Raw genomic sequence first — 18,930 nt, 5'->3', positions numbered from 1 at the left:
GAGGTGCGGCCGCATCGAGCGATGCCGGCTGCCGCTGCGATCGGCGTCGACGCTACGCCGAAACACGACCCATTCAGTCTGGAGAAACGCATGAGCACCACCAAGGACTACCACGTTGCCGACATCGGACTGGCCGACTTCGGCCGCAAGGAAATCGCGATCGCGGAGACGGAAATGCCGGGCCTAATGGCCTGCCGCGAGGAGTTCGGCGCCGCCAAGCCGCTGAAGGGCGCGCGCATCACCGGCTCGCTGCACATGACCATCCAGACGGCCGTGCTGATCGAGACCCTGGTTGCGCTGGGCGCCGAAGTGCGCTGGGCCTCGTGCAACATCTTCTCCACCCAGGACCATGCTGCCGCAGCGATCGCCGCGGCCGGCATCCCGGTCTTTGCGCTCAAGGGCGAGACGCTGGAGGAATACTGGAACTACACCGACCAGATCTTCCAGTGGGCCGATGGCGGCCTCTCCAACATGATCCTCGACGACGGCGGCGACGCCACCATGTACATCCTGCTTGGCGCGCGCGCGGAAGCGGGTGAAGACGTCCTTTCCAGCCCGGGATCGGAAGAGGAGGAAATCCTGTTTGCCCAGATCAAGAAGCGGCTGAAGGCTTCGCCCGGTTGGTTCACCAAGCAGCGGGATGCGATCAAGGGCGTCACCGAGGAGACCACGACCGGCGTCAACCGTCTCTACCAGCTCCAGCAGAAGGGCCTGCTGCCCTTCCCGGCGATCAACGTCAACGATAGCGTCACCAAGTCGAAGTTCGACAACAAGTACGGCTGCAAGGAATCGCTCGTCGACGGCATCCGCCGCGGCACCGACGTGATGATGGCCGGCAAGGTCGCCGTGGTCTGCGGCTATGGCGACGTCGGCAAGGGGTCGGCGGCTTCGCTGCGTGGTGCCGGCGCCCGCGTCAAGGTCACCGAAATCGACCCGATCTGCGCATTGCAGGCGGCCATGGACGGCTTCGAGGTCGTCCAGCTCGAGGACGTCGTTGCTACCGCCGACATCTTCATCACCACCACCGGCAACAAGGACGTCATCCGCGTCGAGCACATGCGCGAGATGAAGGACATGGCGATCGTCGGCAACATCGGCCACTTCGACAACGAGATCCAGGTCGCCGGCCTGCGCAATCTCAAGTGGACGAACATCAAGCCGCAGGTCGACATGATCGAGTTCCCCAGGGGCAACCGGATGATCCTGTTGTCCGAAGGCCGTCTGCTGAACCTCGGCAACGCCACCGGGCATCCCTCCTTCGTCATGTCCGCCTCGTTCTCGAACCAGGTGCTCGCCCAGATCGAACTTTATGCCAACACCGGCAAGTACAAGAACGAGGTCTATATCCTGCCGAAGCACCTCGACGAGAAGGTCGCCCGTCTGCACCTCGCCAAGCTCGGCGCCAAGCTGACCGAGCTCTCCGAGGACCAGGCCGCCTATATCGGCGTGGCGCCGCAGGGTCCGTTCAAGGCCGAACACTACCGGTACTGATCCTTACCCGACTTATCCACAACATCTGGTTTGCCGCCGCCTTGACAGGGCGGCGGCTTCTTTTTTGCCCGCACCGCTTCCCGCAGATTCGCTAAGGAAGTATGGTTATGTTGTTGATTCGACGCCGAGATGCGGAGCTGGAGCGCCGCACGTCCATCAGGGACGTACAAGGGTCGCCCCAGAATCGCATCTCCGCTACAAAACTCCGCCTTTCAACGGGCGAAGCCATGCGTGGGCGTCGGGTCTGGGATGTCTTGTCGATCAGGCGGCAAATGGACGGAGACAGACCGGGGATGAGGTGGGACTTGAAACGGGGCGATTGTCGCACGACTGAGCAAGCGGCCATGGATCGCGCCAGACAATTTGCGGCAGCATGTATCGGCTCGCTTTCGGGCGCACCGCGCCATGCCCGCCGGCTGCGACATCTTCTGGCCGGATCGGCGCTTGCGACCGCAGGCGGTCCGACCGGCGCGTTGGCCGCCAACGAGGCTAGTTCCCGCCTGCTGGGCTCCTCCGAGGTGGTGACCTTTTCCGTGCTGCTGGGCGTCGTTTCAGCGGCGCTATTTTCCGCCATCTGGATGATCCGGCAGCGCAGCAGGCTGGAGGACGAAAACCGCGCGCTTCGTTCCTCGGTATCCGACACAAAGCACCGCAATGCTCGACTGCAGGCGCTGATCAGCGACAAGAACCGCCGTATCATCGTCTGGGACGGTTTTTCGCAGAAGCCCGAACTGCTCGGCCAGTTGCCGCCAGAAACCGGCGCACCCACTGCCGACGGCGAGTTTCTCGCACTGGGGCGCTGGCTCAAGCCAGGTTCGGCAGCGGAGGCGGAGCGGGCAATCGAGGCCCTGCGCTCGCACGCGCAGAGCTTCGACCTGGTCGTCGAGACCAATCGAAACGAGATCATCGAGGTCCAGGGCCGCGTCTCCGGAGGTCAGGCCTTCGTGCGCTTCGTCGCGCTCAACAATCTGCGTCGCGAGGCCGCCGAGCTGCAACTCGAGCGCGACCGGCTGGAGCAGTCCCTGACCGTATTCCAGAACCTGCTGGACTCGCTTGATCTGCCGGTCTGGCAGCGATCGAAGGATGGAACGCTCGTCTGGGCAAACGCGGCCTATGGCGAGGCCGTGGAGGCCCGCGATGCCGCGGAGGCCGTCCGCGAAGGCCGCGAACTTCTGCCGGCCATCGCCCGCGAAAAGATCCGTGCAAGCAGCACCACCGACACGCCCTTCCGCGAAAGGGTTTCCACCGTCGTTCGCGGCACGCGCAGTTTCTTCGACGTCGTGGATGCCGTTTGCCCCGCCGGCTCTGCAGGCATTGCGCTCGACGTGTCGGAGTCCGAGGCGGTGCGCGAAGAGCTCAAGCGCACGCTGCAGAGCCATGCCGAGACGCTCGACCATCTGGCAACGCCGGTGGCGATTTTCGACGGCGTCCAGCGGCTGCAGTTTTACAACCAGGCGTTCCAGCGTCTGTGGGATCTCGATACCGCTTTCCTTGAGAGCCATCCCGATCACGGCGAGATGCTGGATCGCCTGCGCGCCGCAGCAAAGCTGCCTGAGCAGCTGAACTGGCGCCAGTGGAAGGAAAACGCCCTGTCCGTCTATCGGGCCATCGACACGCAGACCGACCTTTGGCACCTGCCGAACGGCCAGACGCTGCGGGTCATCGCGACCGCCCGCCCGCAAGGCGGGGCTACCTGGGTCTTTGAGAACCTGACCGAAAAGGTCGATCTCGAAACGCGCTACAATACGCTTGTGCAGGTCCAGGACGAGACGATCGATCATCTCTCCGAGGGCGTGGCGGTTTTCGGGCCGGACGGGCGCCTTCGCCTGTCCAACCCCGCCTTCCGGGCGATCTGGGGCATCACCGAGCAACAGGCACAACCGGGAACGCATATTCGCGATATCGAACTGGCATGCGCACCATCCTATGACGGCGCAGATGGCTGGAAGCGGTTCGGCCAGCTCATCACCAGCTTCGACGACGAGCGCCCCTCGGACCGCGGCGTGCTCGAACTCTCCACCGGTCTCGTGCTGGACTTTGCCGTCACCCCGCTCTCCAATGCCCAGACGATGCTGACCTTCGTCAACATCACCGACAGCGTGCGGGTGGAGCGCGCCCTGACGGAGAAGAACGAGGCGCTGCGCAAGGCCGACGCCTTGAAAAACGACTTCGTCCAGCACGTCTCCTACGAGCTGCGCTCGCCGCTGACAAACATCATCGGTTTCGCCGACCTGCTCAAGACGCCGTCGATCGGGACGCTGAGCGAACGCCAGGCCGAGTATGTCGACCACATCGCCACCTCGTCGGCTGTGCTGCTGACGATCGTCAACGACATCCTCGATCTTGCGACGGTCGACGCCGGGATCATGCAACTCGACCTTTCCGAGATCAGCCTGACGGACCTGCTCGACGAGGTCGCGGCGGAGTTCGCCGATCGGCTGCAGGAAAGCCAGGTGGCACTGGAGATCGTAGCATCGGACGCGCTGGGCACGATCGTCGCCGATCACCAGCGGTTGAAGCAGATTCTCATCAAGCTGCTGGCAAACGCTGCGAACTTCGCACCGGACGGGACGAAAATCGAGCTGAAATGCTGGCGGGAGGGTGCGGATCTGGCCTTCACCGTCTCCGACAGCGGGCCTGGCATCCCGCAGGACGTGCTCCGCACCGTGTTCAGCCGGTTCGAGAGCCACGGCAGCCGTGGAGGCGCCGGTCTGGGCCTTTCCATCGTCGAAAGCTTCGTCAGCCTGCATCACGGGACCGTGACGATCGATAGCCGCGAGGGCGAGGGCACCCGCGTCACCTGCCGCATACCGCCTGGCCGGCTGCCGGCGATCGTGGCGGCGGAATAGGACCATGCTTGTCGGCACGATCCAGCTTGCGGACGAAGCGGAAACGATCCGCTTTGGCGAGGACATTGCCCGCGCGCTGCGTCCCGGCGATCTGGTTGCCCTTTCCGGCGACCTCGGCGCCGGGAAGTCGACCTTTGCCCGCGCGCTGATCCGCGCCGTCGCCGACGACGAATTCCTCGAGGTGCCGAGTCCGACGTTCACGTTGGTGCAGAGCTATGCGCTGCGCCTTCCGGTCGCCCATTTCGACCTCTACCGCATCGCCGAGGCGGCGGAACTGGACGAGCTCGGGCTGGAGGAGGCACTCGAGGACGGCGTCTGTCTCGTGGAGTGGCCGGAACGGGCGGAAGATGCGCTGCCAGCCGAACGCCTCACCCTGCGGTTCCTGCACGAAGGAACAGGCCGACGCATCGAGATCGAGGCCCCGGACGCCATCGCCGCCCGCATCAGGCGCACGCTCGACATCCGTGCGTTCCTCGCGGACGCCGGTTACCCGGACGCGCGCCGGCGGCACCTGACGGGCGACGCATCGGTCCGGGCCTACGAGCACGTTTATGCCGGCAGCCAGCGTTTCGTCCTGATGGATTCGCCGCGCCACCAACCGGGCGCCATTCTCGAAAACGGCAAATATTACCAGCAAATCGCCCACATCGCCGAGGACGTGCGCCCCTTCGTAGCGATCGCCGGCTATCTCGGCAGCCGCGGCTTTGCCGCGCCGGTGATCTTCCACCAGGACCTGGACCGCGGCATCCTCCTGCTCGAGGATCTCGGCAGCGAGGGCGTAATCGACGACGAAGGCCGGCCGATCGCCGAGCGCTACCTCGAGAGCGTGGCAATGCTCGCCGAATTGCATCGGCAGCCGACGGCAACAACGATCCCGGTCGGCGATGGAACGGACTATCGCATCCCCGATTTCGATCACGACGCGATGCAGATCGAGGTCGGCCTTCTAACCGACTGGTACCTGCCCTGGCGGACGGGAAGCGCCGCCGGCGATGCCCTGCGGGCGGAGTACAGGGCGATCTGGACAGGTCTGGCCGGCCGGCTGGCGTCGGCGGAAAGAAACCTGCTGTTGCGCGACTTCCATTCGCCCAACATCATTTGGCGGCCACAGGCACAGGGTATCGACCGCGTCGGCATCATCGACTTCCAGGACGCAATGATTGGGCCCACGGCCTATGACGTCGCCTCGCTCGTTCAGGACGCGCGTGTCGATGTCCCCGCAGCGCTTGCGCAACGGATGCTGGAGCGTTATCTGGACCTTCGGGCCCGCTCCGGAAGCTTTGACGGCGACGCCTTTCTCGAGGCCTGGCACATCATGGCCGCGCAACGCAACTGCAAGCTCGTCGGCATCTGGGTCCGGCTGATGCAGCGCGACGGCAAGCCGGGCTATATGAAGCATATGCCAAGGACCTTGGAGAACCTGCGTGTTGCGCTCGGTCATCCATCCCTCGCCCCCTTGCGCGACTGGTGCGGAAAGGCTGGAATCCTGTCCGACGAATCATAAGGACGGATGCCGGCGATGAAGATTGAAAATGCCATGGTGCTTGCCGCAGGCCTCGGCACCCGCCTGCGCCCGGTCACCGATACAATGCCGAAACCGCTGGTGCCGATCGCCGGCAAACCGATGATCGACTACGGTCTGGACGCGCTGGCCGCCGCCGGCGTGCGTCGCGTCGTCGTCAACGTGCATCACTTCGCCGGCCAGATGATCGATCACCTGTCCCGCCGTCAGCGGCCCGAGATCCTGATCTCCGACGAGACGGGTGCGTTGATGGATTCCGGCGGCGGGCTTGCCAAGGGCTTGCGTCTGATCGGTCCCGAGCCCGTCTTCGTCCTCAATGCGGACCTGTTCTGGATCGGCGAGCGCCGGGGCGAGGAGACGAACCTGCGTCGTCTCGCCTCCTTCTTCGAGCCGGCCCGGATGGACATGGCGATGCTCTGCGTCCGTCTGGAAAACACCACCGGGCACAACGGCAAGAACGACTTTTCGATGGACGCCGAAGGCCGGCTGACACGTTATAGCGCAGGCTGCGGCGAGCCGGTCGTCTACGCCGGCGCGATCGCGATGCTCCCCTCGCTTCTCTCCGACGCCCCGGACGAGCCGTTCAATCTCAACATCTACTTCGATCGCGCCATCGCTGCCGGTCGACTGTACGGCCTGATGCTCGATGGCCAATGGATTACCGTCGGCACGCCGGAGGCGATCGCCGAGGCCGAGGCGGTGCTCGGCAAGAAGGCTGGCGCGGCATGACCGGGCGTTCTCGGCAGGCGGGCAACGTCTACTCGATCCATCCCGGCCTGCCCTTTCTGCGGACGCTCGCGCAAAAGATCTGCCAGGGAGAGATCATCTCCGGCTTCCGCTACGATCCGGCGGATCCGCTTTCGCTCGCCGACCTGACGATCTACGTGCCGACGCGCCGGTCGGCGCGAACGCTGCGCTCCGAATTCGTCGACCTGCTTGGTGGCCGCTCGGCGATCCTCCCCGTCATCCGTCCGCTCGGCGAAACCGACGACGACAGCGGCTTCTTCGACGAGATTGCTCCGGCCGCGCTCGACATGGCCGAGCCCCTGTCCGGCCCGGCGCGCCTTCTCGAACTCGCGCGGCTCGTTCTCGCCTGGCGCAACAGCCTGCCGGCCGCCATCACCGCCGTCCATGCCGAAAGCCCGCTCGTTGCCCCGGCAAGCCCGGCCGACGCGATCTGGCTCGCCCGCGAACTTGCCGATCTCATCGATGCTATGGAGACGGAGGAACGGGAGTGGCAGGCGCTCGAGACGATCGACGCCAACGACCATGCGCAATGGTGGCAACTGACCTTGGCCTTCCTGCGGATCGCCAGCGTGTTCTGGCCGCAACGGTTGCAAGAGTTGAACCGCTCTTCGCCGGCGATGCGCCGAAACGCCACGCTTGATGCGGAAACCGAACGCTATCGGACCGCGCCACCCGCGGGTCCGGTGATCATCGCCGGCTCCACCGGCTCTATCCCCGCCACCGCCCGCCTGATCGAGGCGGTCGCGGCGTTGCCGAACGGTGCCGTCGTGCTGCCCGGTCTCGATTTTTCGATGTCGAATGACGAGTGGACGCTGGTCGCGCATGATCCATCCGGCGACCCTTCCAAAGAGGCGTCGAACCGCAGCCACCCGCAATACGGCCTGAGCCGCCTGCTCGAGCGCCTCGGCCTCGGCCGCACGATGATCGCCCGCCTCGGGCGACCGGAGCCCGATCTCGACATGCGCGCCGACGTGCTGTCGCGAGCCCTGTTGCCCGTCCATGCCACCGCCGGCTGGGAAGAGCAACGCCGGAGCGCGGACGATGGCGCGCTGCGCAATGCCTTTGCCGGTGTATCGCTGGTCGAGGCCGCGAATGAACGCGCGGAGGCGACCGCGATCGCCATCGCCCTTCGTCTCGCGCTCGAAGCCGGCGAAGAAAGCCAGGCCGCGCTGATCACGCCCGACCGCAAGCTGGCCCGGCGCGTCGCCATCGAACTCGCCCGCTTCGGCATCGAGGCCGACGATTCCGCCGGCACGCCGCTGCTTTCGACGCCGCAAGGTGAACTTGTCCGCCTCCTGCTGGAAGCAAGCCTGCGGCCCGGCGATCCTGTCGCACTTGTGGCCCTGCTGAAGCATCCGCTGGCACGCTTCGGCCTGCCCGCCGAGACGATGCGCGAGGCAGCCACGGCACTGGAGCTCTACGCGCTGCGTGGCGGAACGACGGAGGTCGACATCTCCGCCCTTGAACCGCTGCTGGACGAGGCTCTCCCCCGCCACGCCGCCGACCGAAAGCCGCCGGCCTGGCGCGAAGCGATCGACGACGACGCCGCGCCGTTGGCCCGCGACCTGGCGCGGCGGATCGCCGCCGCCGTCGAGCCGCTGGCTGGCGTCCTGGTGCGCCACGGCCGCAGCGGTCGGCGTTACACCACGGCGCTGCCGCTGTCCGACTGGGCCGAGCGAACCGGGCGGGCGCTGGAGTCCGTCGCCATCGACGAGCGCGGAAGTCTCGCGGGTCTCTGGTCGAGCGAAGCCGGCGACGGCCTCGCATCGCTCCTCAAGGGCGTGATGGAAGCCGAAGGCCAGCTCGAGGCAGACGGACCGCAATGGTGCGATGCGCTGGAGGCGATCGGTGCCAGCGAAACCGTCAAGCCGCGCTCCATGCGCCACCCGCGGGTGTTTATCTTCGGGGCGCTCGAATCGCGCCTGCAAAGCGTCGATACGATCGTCATCGGCGGCCTGAACGAGGGAACCTGGCCGGCACAAACGACCAACGACGCCTTCCTGTCACGCGTCATGAAGGCGAATATCGGACTGGAACCGCCGGAGCGGCGCATCGGCCAGCTCGCGCACGATTTCCAGATGGCCTGCGGCGCGAAGCATCTGGTGCTCACCCGCGCGATGCGCAGCGGGACGTCCCCGACCGTCGCCTCCCGCTGGCTGCAGCGGTTGCTCGCAGTCGGCGGCGAGGCACTCGGCAACGAACTTCGCCAGCGCGGCAGGCAATTCCTGCAGTGGGTGGACCTGCTGGACCGGCGACAGCCGCTGCCGCCGGCGACGCGGCCCGAGCCGCGCCCCCCGGCCGAGCTCCAGCCGCGCAGCTATTCCTTCAGCGAGGTCGGTCGGCTCCGCCGCGATCCCTATGCGATCTATGCGCGCCGGATCCTGCGTCTTCACCCCGTCGCGCCGTTCAACATCGATCCGGGCGCCGCAGAACGCGGAACGCTCTACCACCGCATTGTCGATCGCTACGTGCGCGAGCGGTCGAACGATGGCGCCGATAGCGAGCTGATGCGCCGCATCACCGCGGAAGAGTTCGACCGCGCCGCTCTGCCCTTGCACATTGACGCCGTCTGGCGCCCGCGCTTCCAGGCGGTCGCGCGCGCCTTTCTCGACTGGGACACCCGCCGGCGCGCCTCTATCGTCACGAGCCTGACGGAAGTGCCCGCCTCGCTCGAACTCGGTGTTCCCGGCTTGCGCCTGACCGGCGTCGCCGACCGCATCGATCTTCACGCCGATGGCCGCGCCGACCTGATCGACTACAAGACCGGCAGCTCGCCATCGCTGAGGATCGCCCGGTCGCTGCTCGATCCGCAGCTCGCGCTCGAGGCAGCCGCGCTCAAGCGAGGCGGGTTCCGCGACCTCAAGCCAATCGCCCCGGCCGACCTCACCTATGTCCGGCTGAAGCCCGGCGACCGCTTCGCCGCCGAGAACGTCAACAACGAGCATGCGAAGCCGACGAAGGACCGCCAGCCAAAATCCGCCGCGGATCTCGCCGACGAGGCCCTCGGCGAGCTCGAAAGGCTGCTGACACAACTGCTTGCCGGGCGCTACGGCTTCGCCTCGCGGGTCATTCCCGAAGCAGAGCGGGACTTTGGTGGCGAATACGACCACCTCGCACGGGTGGCGGAATGGTCGACGGCCGAGGCCAGCGAAGGAGAGGACGATGCTTGAGGACGAACGGCCGCAGGCCGACGATCCCGGCGCCTGGCTGGGCTGGACCAGCCGCAAGCAGGCCGCCGCCTCCGACCCCTCCGGTTCGGCCTGGGTGTCGGCCAATGCCGGCTCCGGCAAGACCCACGTTCTGACGCAACGGGTGATCCGCCTGCTGCTCGCCGGCTGCCGTCCCTCGGCCATCCTCTGCCTGACCTACACCAAGGCGGCGGCCTCGGAAATGTCGAACCGCGTCTTCGACCGCCTCGCCCAATGGGCAGTGCTGCCCGACGAGACGCTGGCCGCCCGCGTCGAGGAGATCGAGGGCGTGCGCCCCGACGAGATGAAGCTGGCGGAAGCCCGCCGCCTTTTCGCCCGCGCGCTGGAAACCCCGGGCGGCCTGAAGATCCAGACCATTCACGCCTTCTGCGAGGCGCTGCTGCATCAATTTCCGCTCGAGGCCAACGTCGCCGGCCACTTCGCCGTGCTCGACGACCGGGCCGCGACCGTGCTTCTCGCCGATGCCCGCAGGTCGTTGCTGACCGCCGCCTCGGCGGAGGACGACCCCGTCCTGGCCGACGCGTTCGCCACAGTCCTCGACATTGCCGACGACACCGGGCTGGAGCGGCTGATCGGCGACATCATCGCCAATCGGGGCAACATTCGCGATTTCCTCGAGGACGCCGCAGGCCACGGCGGCACGCCGGCCTTCCTGCGTGAACTGCTCGGCTTCGGACCGAGGGAAGACGCCGCAAGCCTCACCGAAGCCTTCTGGCCGCCCCCCAACTTCGACGCAGAGCTGTTCCGGCGTTACGTCGAGACCGCGCTCTCGGTCGGCAGCGATACAGTCAAGGGCAATGTCGCCGTGCTGGCATCAGTGCCCGAACTGCGCGATCCGGAGCAGCGGCGAACGACCCTGTGCGAGATCTTCTTCACCGGCAGCGGGGCGCCCGCCAGCCTCGACCGCGCTCTTCTGTCGAAGAAGATCAAGGACGTGTCTGCCGAATTCGAGACGTTGTTCACCGAGCTGCAAGGTCACGTGCTCGCATGCCAGGATCGTTTGAAAAGGTTTCGCATGTTCGAGGCCACCTGCGCGGCGCTCGTCATCGCCGAGCGGCTGATCGGTGACTACGAGGACCTCAAGCGTGGCCGCAGCCTGCTCGACTTTGACGACCTCATCGATCGTGCCGCCGCGCTCCTGACCCGCAGCGATGTCGGCGCCTGGGTTCACTACAAGCTCGACCAGGGCATCGACCACGTGTTGGTCGACGAAGCCCAGGACACGAGCCCGCGGCAATGGGCGATCATCGGTGCGCTGACCGGCGAATTCTTTGCCGGCGCCAGCGCGCGCAACGCGGTGCGCACCGTCTTTGCCGTCGGTGACGAAAAGCAGTCGATCTATTCCTTCCAGGGCGCACGCCCGGAGCGGTTCGCGCAGGAGGGACGGGAAACGGCGCGCCGGGCGAACAACGCGGACGCCTCCTTCCAGACGATCCGGCTGCTGCTGTCCTTCCGCTCGACCCGCGATGTGCTCTCCGCCGTCGATCGGGTCTTCTCCATCGCCGACCATGCGCGTGGGCTTTCGCCCGACAACGCCGATATCGTCCACGCCTCGAATCGCGGCCGTGAGCCCGGCGCGGTGGACGTCTGGGACGTGATCGCACCGGCGGAGACGATCGATGAGCAGGATTGGACGGCCCCCTTTGACGCGGTGCCGGAAAGGGCCCCGGTCAATATCCTTGCCCGCCGCATCGCCGATACGCTCGCCAGTTGGATCGGCCGCGAAACGGTCACCGAGAAGGGCGTCGCGCGGCCGATGCGGCCCGGCGACATCATCGTCCTGGTTCGCAAGCGCGACGCCTTCGTCAACGCCCTGACGCGCGCGCTGAAGCAGCCACATCAGATACCCGTCGCCGGCGCCGACCGGCTGGTGCTGACCGGGCACATCGCCGTGCAGGACCTGCTTGCGCTCGGCCGATTTGCGTTGCTGCCCGAGGACGACCTGGCGCTGGCCGCGCTTCTGAAAAGCCCCCTGTTCGGCGTTTCCGAGGAAGCGCTGTTCGAGCTTGCCGCCCGCCGGCCGGAGCGCACGAGCCTCTGGCACTACATGCAAGCCCAGGCCGAGGGGAATGACGTCGTTTCAGCAATCGTGAACCGGTTGGAACACTTCGCCCAGCTTTCCCGCGTGTTGCCCGTTCATGATTTTTACGCCCGCGTAATCGGCGCGCTCGGCGGCCGCGCCGCCTTCCTTGCGCGCCTGGGACAGGAAGCCGGCGAAATCATCGACGAGTTCCTCTCCTTCGCGCTGGAGCAGGAGGACAACGGCCTGCCTGGCCTGCAGGCGTTCATTTCCACCCTGGAATTGGAGGCGCCGAGCGTCAAGCGCGAGCAGGACAAGGGCCGCGATGAAGTGCGCATCATGACGGTGCACGCGGCCAAGGGCCTGGAAGCCCCCGTCGTTTTCCTGGTGGACGGCGGCGGCGCGCCCTTCACGCACACGCATATGCCGAAGTTTCGCTTCCTGGCCGGCGCCGGCATCGACGGCGGCAGCCTGCCGGCCTGGCTGCCAACCACCGCTCTCGGCAATGCCCTGACCGAGAGCGACGCCCTTCGCCTCCGCACCCAGGCGGAAGAAGAATATCGGCGCCTGCTCTATGTCGCCATGACCCGCGCCGCCGACCGGCTGATCGTGTGCGGCTATCGCGGCAAGAAGGAAAGCAAGGGCACCTGGCACGAGATGGTGCAACTGGCGCTTTCAGGTGACGCACGCTGCAGCGAGATCACATTCTCGACCGCCTCGGACCAATGGTCCGGCCATGCCTGGCGGGAACCCGATTCCCGGAGCGGTTCAGCCGAAGCGATCGTTGAGACTGGAAGGGAGAGCGCTTTGCCCCTGCCACAGGCGCTCGGGCGTCCGCTGCCCCCGCAGCGCCATCTGCCGCGCCCGCTGAGCCCGTCGGGGGCTGCGGCAGTCATCGACACGGCGCAATCGGATCTGATCGTCGGCTCTTCGCTTTTTGCCCCGCCTAAGGGATCGGGCGCCGGCCGCTCGCTCGAGCGCGGCCGGATCCTTCATCGCTTCCTGCAGATCCTGCCCGCATTGCCCGTCGCGGACCGCACCGCCGCAGCGCGACGGTATCTCGATCGGGCCACGCGGCATTGGTCGGGCCGTCAACGGGACGATTTGGTCAGCGCCGCCATCGCCATCATGCAGGAGCCAAGTCTCGGCGCGATCTTCTCACCGCTCGCGCGCGCCGAAGTCTCAATCATGGGCACGCTGCGCCTCGGACGGACGGACTATGCCGTGTCCGGACGCATCGACCGGATGGTTGTCAGGGAGGACGCGGTCGAGATCGTCGACTTCAAGACGAATCGGCAGCCGCCCTCCTCCGGCGCCGACCTCCCCTTCGAGCATGTCGCACAGCTCGCAATCTATCGTGCGATCCTGGCGCCGCTCTATCCTGGCCGGGCGATCGGCTGCGGTCTGGTCTATACCGAGGCTCCGCGGGTCTTCTGGCTTTCCGACGAGGGCATGGCGACAAGCCTTGCCGAGCTTGCGGCAAAGTGAGATACCGGCATTGAAATGGCCCCGGCCCCTCATCACATGAAGTGCAACCTCAATATCCCAAGGAGCAGCCCCTCATGGCTACCGTGAAAGTCGACAATTCCAATTTCCAGGCCGAAGTCCTCAATTCCGCCGAGCCGGTGGTCGTTGATTTCTGGGCGGAGTGGTGCGGCCCGTGCAAGATGATCGCCCCCGCATTGGAGGAGATCTCCGCAGAACTCGCCGGCAAGGTGAAGGTTGCCAAGCTCAACATCGACGAGAACCCGGAGCTCGCCGCGCAGTTTGGCGTGCGCTCGATTCCGACCCTTGCCATGTTCAAGGGCGGCCAGGTGGCCGACATCAAGGTCGGCGCGGCACCGAAAACGGCGCTGTCGTCCTGGATTTCCTCGGCAGCCGCATAATCCGCTTTCGCCGCAATGCGAAAAGGCCCGGTTCGTCCGGGCCTTTTTGATGGAAGAAGTGTCCGGTGTCACCGACGCGACAAGATGCCGTCAGGTCGGCGGCGTTCCGTTGTCGGCAAGCACGTCGCCGACAAGATAGAGGGAACCGCCAATGAGGATGCGGGGCGCGACGGCGTCCTCCTCGACGAGGCGGCCGATCGCATGCAGCGCTTCGGCAACCGACGAGACGGCCTCGGCCCGCAGTCCCGCCTCCATGGCGTCGCTCGCCAGGGCGACCGGATCGATGCCCGCGTCGGATGCGCGGATCGGCACGGTGAAGACGCGCTCGGCAATCCCCCGAAACGCATCGAAGAAGCCGATCGGATCTTTCGTGTTGATCATGCCGATGATCAGGAAGAGCGGTCGCGGATCGCGTTCCTCGTAGGTCGCCATCGTCTCAGCGATGACCATACCGGCTCCCGGATTGTGTCCGCCGTCGACCCAGATCTCCGAGGATGCCGGCGCCGCTTTCGCCAACGCACCGACGGTAAGCCGTTGCAATCGACCCGGCCACTCGACCGATACGAGACCACGCTCGATGGCCCGCTCTGTCACCGGCAGGCCGGTCGCTTTGACCGCGCGGATTGCCGCAGCCGCATTCGCGAACTGGTGCCGTCCGGGAAGTCTTGGCGAGGGAAGATCAAAAAGACCGAACTCGTCCTGATAGACCATCCGGCCGAATTCCTCGTAGGCGAGGAAATCCTGGCCGTAGACCGCGTGCGGGCAGGAGAGACGCTCGGCAGTGGCGACGAGCACCTCGCGAGCCGAATCTTCCGCCTGCTGCCCGATGACGACGGGCGCGCCCTTCTTCATGATCCCGGCCTTCTCGGCTGCGATCAGTTCGACCCGATCACCGAGATAGGCCTGGTGGTCCAGCGCGATCGGCATGATGACCGCAACCGCCGGCCGCTCGATGACGTTGGTGGCGTCGAAGCGGCCACCAAGTCCGACCTCGATGATCGCGACATCGGCCGGATGCTCGGCAAACAGAAGAAACGTGACGGCGGTCAGGATCTCGAAGACGGTGATGTGCTCACCGCCATTGGCTTCGGCCACACGGCGAACGGCGTCGGCCAGCACCGGGTCGGAAACGAATTCGCCGCGGCCCCCCTTCCGGCCGAGCCGGTAGCGCTCGTGCCAATTGACGAGATGGGGAGAGGTGTGGACGTGGACGGAAAGACCGGCGGCCTCCAGAATGGCCCGGCTGAAGGCCGTAACCGATCCCTTGCCGTTCGTGCCGGCGACGTGGATCACCGGCGGGAGGCGCTTGTGCGGATCGCCAAGCGCCGAAAGCAGGCGCGTGATGCGATCCAGCGACAGATCGAAACCCTTGGGGTGCAGGGCAAGGAGCTTCTCGATCTCCCGACCCGCCTCGGTCATGTCGGCCGTTTCCATGTCGCCTCCCCTGCCCCGGATCGATCAGGCGCTGGCGGCCATGGCAACAACGCCAGCCGATTTGGTGGCCTCCGCAACCGGCTTTTTCGTCAGAATCTTCAGAATGCGGGCCAGCGTATCGGGAATGTCATGGCGCTTGACGACCATGTCCACCATGCCGTGTTCCAGCAGGTACTCGGACGTCTGAAAGCCCTCCGGCAACTGTTCGCGGATCGTCTGCTCGATCACCCGCTTTCCGGCAAAGCAGATCTCCGCACCAGGTTCGGCCAGGTGGATGTCGCCAAGCATGGCGTAGGACGCCGTGACGCCGCCGGTCGTGGGGTTGGTCAGGACGACGATATAGGGCAATCCCGCTTCCTTCAGCATCTCGACCGCCACCGTGGTACGCGGCAGCTGCATCAGCGACAGGATGCCTTCCTGCATGCGCGCGCCACCGGAGGCCGGGAACATCACCAGCGGGCACTTTTCCGAAATTGCCCGTTCAAAGGCCTTGACGATCGCCTCGCCCGCAGCAATTCCGAGCGAACCGCCCATGAAGTTGAACTCATGCACGACAGCGACGAGCTTCAGGCCGCGGACGCGTCCGACGCCGGCCAGAATCGTGTCTTCCTGGTCGGTCTTGGCGCGGCTGTCCTTCAGGCGGTCGACGTATTTCTTGGAATCGCGAAACTTCAGCGGATCCTGCGCCACCTTCGGCTGCGGCAGGGCCTCGTAGGCCCCGTCATCGAACAGGTCCTTCAACCGCGCCTTGGCCGGCATCTTCATGTGATAGCCGGAGGCCGGAATCACCCACTTGTTCTCTTCGAGATCGCGATGAAAGACCATCTCGCCCGTTTCCGGGCACTTGATCCATAGGTTCTCCGGAACTTCCCTGCGACCCAGCATCGAATTGATCTTCGGCCGAACGTAGTTTGTGATCCAGTTCACTGAAGTTACTCCTGAATATCTTCGCCCCTATGTGGGGATTCATTCCGCCGCCACAAGCCGGGCGCTGCGCACGCCCGATGCCAGGCTGCGCACCAGCGCCTCGACGCCGGCCACGGTCGCTTCGGTTGCGGCGCCGTCGGCCGAGAGGCTCGACGCGATCTGGTTGACGATAGCACTGCCGACGACGACGCCGTCCGCCGAGGCGCCGATCGCGCGCGCATGCTCTGCCGTCTTGACGCCAAAGCCGACGCAGACGGGCAGCTTCGTATGGTCCTTGATCCTGCGGACGGCGCCGCCGATCAAGGCAGGATCCGGCAGCGCCGATCCGGTGATGCCGTTCATCGACACGTAGTAGACGAAACCGGAGGTGTTCTGAAGCACCTTCGGAAGCCGCTTTGCATCCGTTGTCGGCGTTGCCAGCCGGATGAAGTTGATTCCCCGCTCGAGCGCTGGAATGCAGAGTTCATCGTCCATCTCTGGCGGCAGGTCCACGACGATCAACCCGTCGATGCCGGCATCCAGCGCGTCATGAAGGAAACGGTCGACGCCGTAGATGTAGATCGGATTGTAGTATCCCATCAGCACGATTGGGGTGTCGGCGTCCTCGAGGCGGAAGTCGCGCGCCATCTGCAGGGTCTTGGCCAGCGTCTGTCCGCCCTTCAGCGAGCGCTGGCCGGCGAGTTGGATCGCCGTGCCGTCGGCCATCGGATCGGAGAACGGCATGCCGAGCTCGATCACGTCGGCGCCGGCCTTCGGCAACGCCTTCATGATGGCCAGCGAACTGGCATAATCGGGATCCCCGCCCATGAAATAGGTCACCAGCGCCGGGCGGCCCTCGGCTGAGAGATCGGCAAAGCGTTTGTCCATGCGCGCGGTCATCTTAAAGCTCCATGCCGAGAATCTTGCCGACGGTGAAGATGTCCTTGTCGCCGCGGCCGGAGAGATTCATCAGGATGATTTCGTCCTTGCCCATCTTCGGCGCGCGCTTCATCACCTCGGCCAGAGCATGGCTCGGTTCGAGCGCCGGGATGATGCCTTCGATGCGCGTCAGCAGTTGGAACGCCTCGAGCGCCTCGTGGTCCATGATCGGCACGTATTCGGCGCGGCCGATATCGTTGAGCCAGGAATGTTCGGGCCCGATGCCCGGATAGTCGAGACCCGCCGAGATCGAATGGCCTTCCTTGATCTGGCCGTCCCCGTCCTGCAGCAGATAGGTGCGGTTGCCGTGCAGCACGCCCGGCGAGCCCGCCGTGATCGAGGCACAGTGCTCCTCGCCGTCCAGCCCCTTGCCGCCGGCTTCGACGCCGATGATCTTCACGTCCTTGTCGTCGAGGAAGGGATGGAAGATGCCGATGGCGTTCGATCCACCGCCGACGGCGGCGATGACGACGTCGGGCAGCCGGCCTTCGGCGGCAAGGATCTGCTCGCGCGCCTCGCGGCCGATCACGGCCTGGAAGTCGCGGACCATTTCCGGATACGGGTGCGGCCCTGCGGCGGTGCCGATCAGGTAGTAGGTGTCGTCGACATTCGTGACCCAGTCGCGCAGCGCCTCGTTCATCGCGTCCTTCAACGTGCCGTTACCGGCCGTGACCGGCTTGACCTCGGCACCGAGTAGCTTCATGCGGAAGACGTTCGGCGCCTGGCGCTCGACGTCGGTGGCGCCCATGTAGACAACGCAGGGCAGGCCAAAGCGCGCGGCAACCGTCGCAGAGGCCACGCCGTGCTGTCCGGCGCCGGTCTCGGCGATGATGCGCGTCTTGCCCATCCGCTTGGCCAGCAGGATCTGGCCGATGCAATTGTTGATCTTGTGCGAACCGGTGTGGTTCAGTTCCTCACGCTTGAAATAGATCTTCGCGCCGCCGAGATGCTCCGTCAGGCGCTCGGCGAAGTAGAGCGGGGAAGGCCGGCCGATGTAATGGGCGCCGAGATCGGCCAGTTCCTTCTGGAATTCCGGATCCGTTTTTGCCTCGTCCCATTTTTCCTGCAGCTCGAGGATCAGGGGCATCAGCGTTTCGGCGACGAAGCGGCCGCCATAGATACCAAAGCGCCCGTCCTCGTCCGGACCACTGCGAAACGAATTCAGATTGGGTGACTGGTTCACATCCTGCTCCCTGCGGCCACGGCCGGATCGGTCGCCCGCCGTACCGCTGCAAAAAACTCTTCCATCCTGCCGATGTCCTTGACGCCCGGGGCACTTTCGACCCCGGACGAGATATCGATGCCCGGCGCGCGCGTCACCGCGATGGCTTCGCCGACATTATCTTTGTTCAGTCCACCGGAAAGCATGTAATCGACATTGCCGTCAAGCGCATGCATCAGCGTCCAGTCGAAGGATACGCCGTTGCCGCCGGGCAGATCCGAGCCCACCGGCGGCTTGGCGTCGAACAGGAACCGGTCGGCAATGCCGACATAGGCGTCGATCTTCTCCAGGTCCGCCGCCTCACGCACGGAAAAAGCCTTCATCACCGGCAGCCCATAGACCGCCTTGATCGTCAGGACGCGCTCCGCACTTTCACCGCCGTGCAGTTGCAGGATGTCCGGCCGCAAGAGAGCGACGATCTCGTCCAACTCGTCATTGTCTGCGTTCACGGTCACGGCAACGATCTTCGCCCGGCCGCGCGCCAGCTCGGCCAGCTCGGCAGCATCGGCCGGCTCGATGTTGCGTGGGCTTTTTTCGAAGAAGATGAAGCCGATGTGGCTGGCACCGAGATCGATGGCACGCTGCACCGCCTCGCGGGTTTTCAGCCCGCAGATCTTGATGTCGATGTTTGTCCTGGCATTGCTGTTCATGGGGTGGACCTCGCATGAAATCGCCAAAGAGTCGAGACCATTCCCGCGCGTCCGG

At 65.6% G+C, this 18,930-nt stretch carries 12 protein-coding genes; 7 read left to right on the top strand and 5 right to left on the bottom strand.

Features of this window, described 5'->3' with window-relative positions; genetic code table 11:
* Positions 1–90 precede the first annotated feature (90 nt).
* The 7 genes from ahcY to trxA all read left to right on the top strand — a co-directional run bounded on the left by ahcY (position 91) and on the right by trxA (position 13,724).
* Positions 91–1,491: an adenosylhomocysteinase gene (gene ahcY / locus JNC62_RS15360; RefSeq protein ID WP_374839888.1), complete on the top strand. Its 1,401-nt coding sequence runs from the start codon at positions 91–93 to the stop codon at positions 1,489–1,491.
* A 344-nt stretch (positions 1,492–1,835) separates the two neighbouring features.
* Positions 1,836–4,340 (top strand): ATP-binding protein, encoded by a 2,505-nt coding sequence (locus tag JNC62_RS15355; RefSeq protein WP_374839887.1) that lies wholly within the window; start codon positions 1,836–1,838, stop codon positions 4,338–4,340.
* A 4-nt stretch (positions 4,341–4,344) separates the two neighbouring features.
* Positions 4,345–5,844, top strand: coding sequence for a tRNA (adenosine(37)-N6)-threonylcarbamoyltransferase complex ATPase subunit type 1 TsaE (tsaE, locus tag JNC62_RS15350; RefSeq protein WP_374839886.1), 1,500 nt, complete (start codon positions 4,345–4,347; stop codon positions 5,842–5,844).
* A gap of 15 nt (positions 5,845–5,859) precedes the next feature.
* On the top strand, positions 5,860–6,591 hold the full coding sequence (locus tag JNC62_RS15345) for a nucleotidyltransferase family protein (RefSeq protein WP_374839885.1): 732 nt from the start codon (positions 5,860–5,862) through the stop codon (positions 6,589–6,591).
* Positions 6,588–9,779, top strand: coding sequence for a double-strand break repair protein AddB (gene addB, locus JNC62_RS15340; protein WP_374839884.1), 3,192 nt, complete (start codon positions 6,588–6,590; stop codon positions 9,777–9,779). The genes JNC62_RS15345 and addB overlap by 4 nt, the downstream gene beginning before the upstream one ends.
* Positions 9,772–13,326: a double-strand break repair helicase AddA gene (gene addA / locus JNC62_RS15335; protein WP_374839883.1), complete on the top strand. Its 3,555-nt coding sequence runs from the start codon at positions 9,772–9,774 to the stop codon at positions 13,324–13,326. The genes addB and addA overlap by 8 nt, the downstream gene beginning before the upstream one ends.
* Positions 13,327–13,400: 74 nt before the next feature.
* Positions 13,401–13,724 carry a thioredoxin gene (gene trxA / locus JNC62_RS15330; protein WP_374839882.1) on the top strand — a complete coding sequence of 108 codons (324 nt, stop codon included), beginning with the start codon at positions 13,401–13,403 and terminating at the stop codon, positions 13,722–13,724.
* Between the two features lie 90 nt (positions 13,725–13,814).
* On the opposite strand, the gene JNC62_RS15325 is transcribed toward trxA, so the two are convergent.
* From JNC62_RS15325 to JNC62_RS15305, 5 genes are read right to left on the bottom strand one after another with little or no spacing between them, the layout of a single operon-like run.
* Complete coding sequence (locus JNC62_RS15325) at positions 13,815–15,143, bottom strand: bifunctional folylpolyglutamate synthase/dihydrofolate synthase (RefSeq protein ID WP_374839917.1); 1,329 nt, start codon at positions 15,141–15,143, stop codon at positions 13,815–13,817.
* A 39-nt stretch (positions 15,144–15,182) separates the two neighbouring features.
* Entirely contained in the window at positions 15,183–16,085 is a 903-nt protein-coding gene (gene accD / locus JNC62_RS15320) for an acetyl-CoA carboxylase, carboxyltransferase subunit beta (protein ID WP_374839881.1), read from the bottom strand.
* A gap of 39 nt (positions 16,086–16,124) precedes the next feature.
* The gene (trpA, locus tag JNC62_RS15315; RefSeq protein ID WP_374839880.1) at positions 16,125–16,964 is read right to left on the bottom strand and encodes a tryptophan synthase subunit alpha; all 840 of its coding nucleotides are present in this window, start codon (positions 16,962–16,964) and stop codon (positions 16,125–16,127) included.
* A gap of 1 nt (position 16,965) precedes the next feature.
* Positions 16,966–18,186, bottom strand: coding sequence for a tryptophan synthase subunit beta (gene trpB, locus JNC62_RS15310; RefSeq protein WP_374839879.1), 1,221 nt, complete (start codon positions 18,184–18,186; stop codon positions 16,966–16,968).
* Positions 18,183–18,875, bottom strand: a complete 693-nt coding sequence (locus JNC62_RS15305; RefSeq protein ID WP_374839878.1) for a phosphoribosylanthranilate isomerase — start codon at positions 18,873–18,875, stop codon at positions 18,183–18,185. Before JNC62_RS15305 ends, trpB begins: the two co-directional genes overlap by 4 nt.
* Positions 18,876–18,930 lie beyond the last annotated feature (55 nt).

Origin of the sequence: Mycoplana ramosa, from assembly GCF_041930185.1 — a bacterium.
GTDB classification, from domain to species: Bacteria; Pseudomonadota; Alphaproteobacteria; order Rhizobiales; family Rhizobiaceae; genus Mycoplana; species Mycoplana ramosa.
This window is presented reverse-complemented; position numbering and strand designations above follow the sequence as displayed.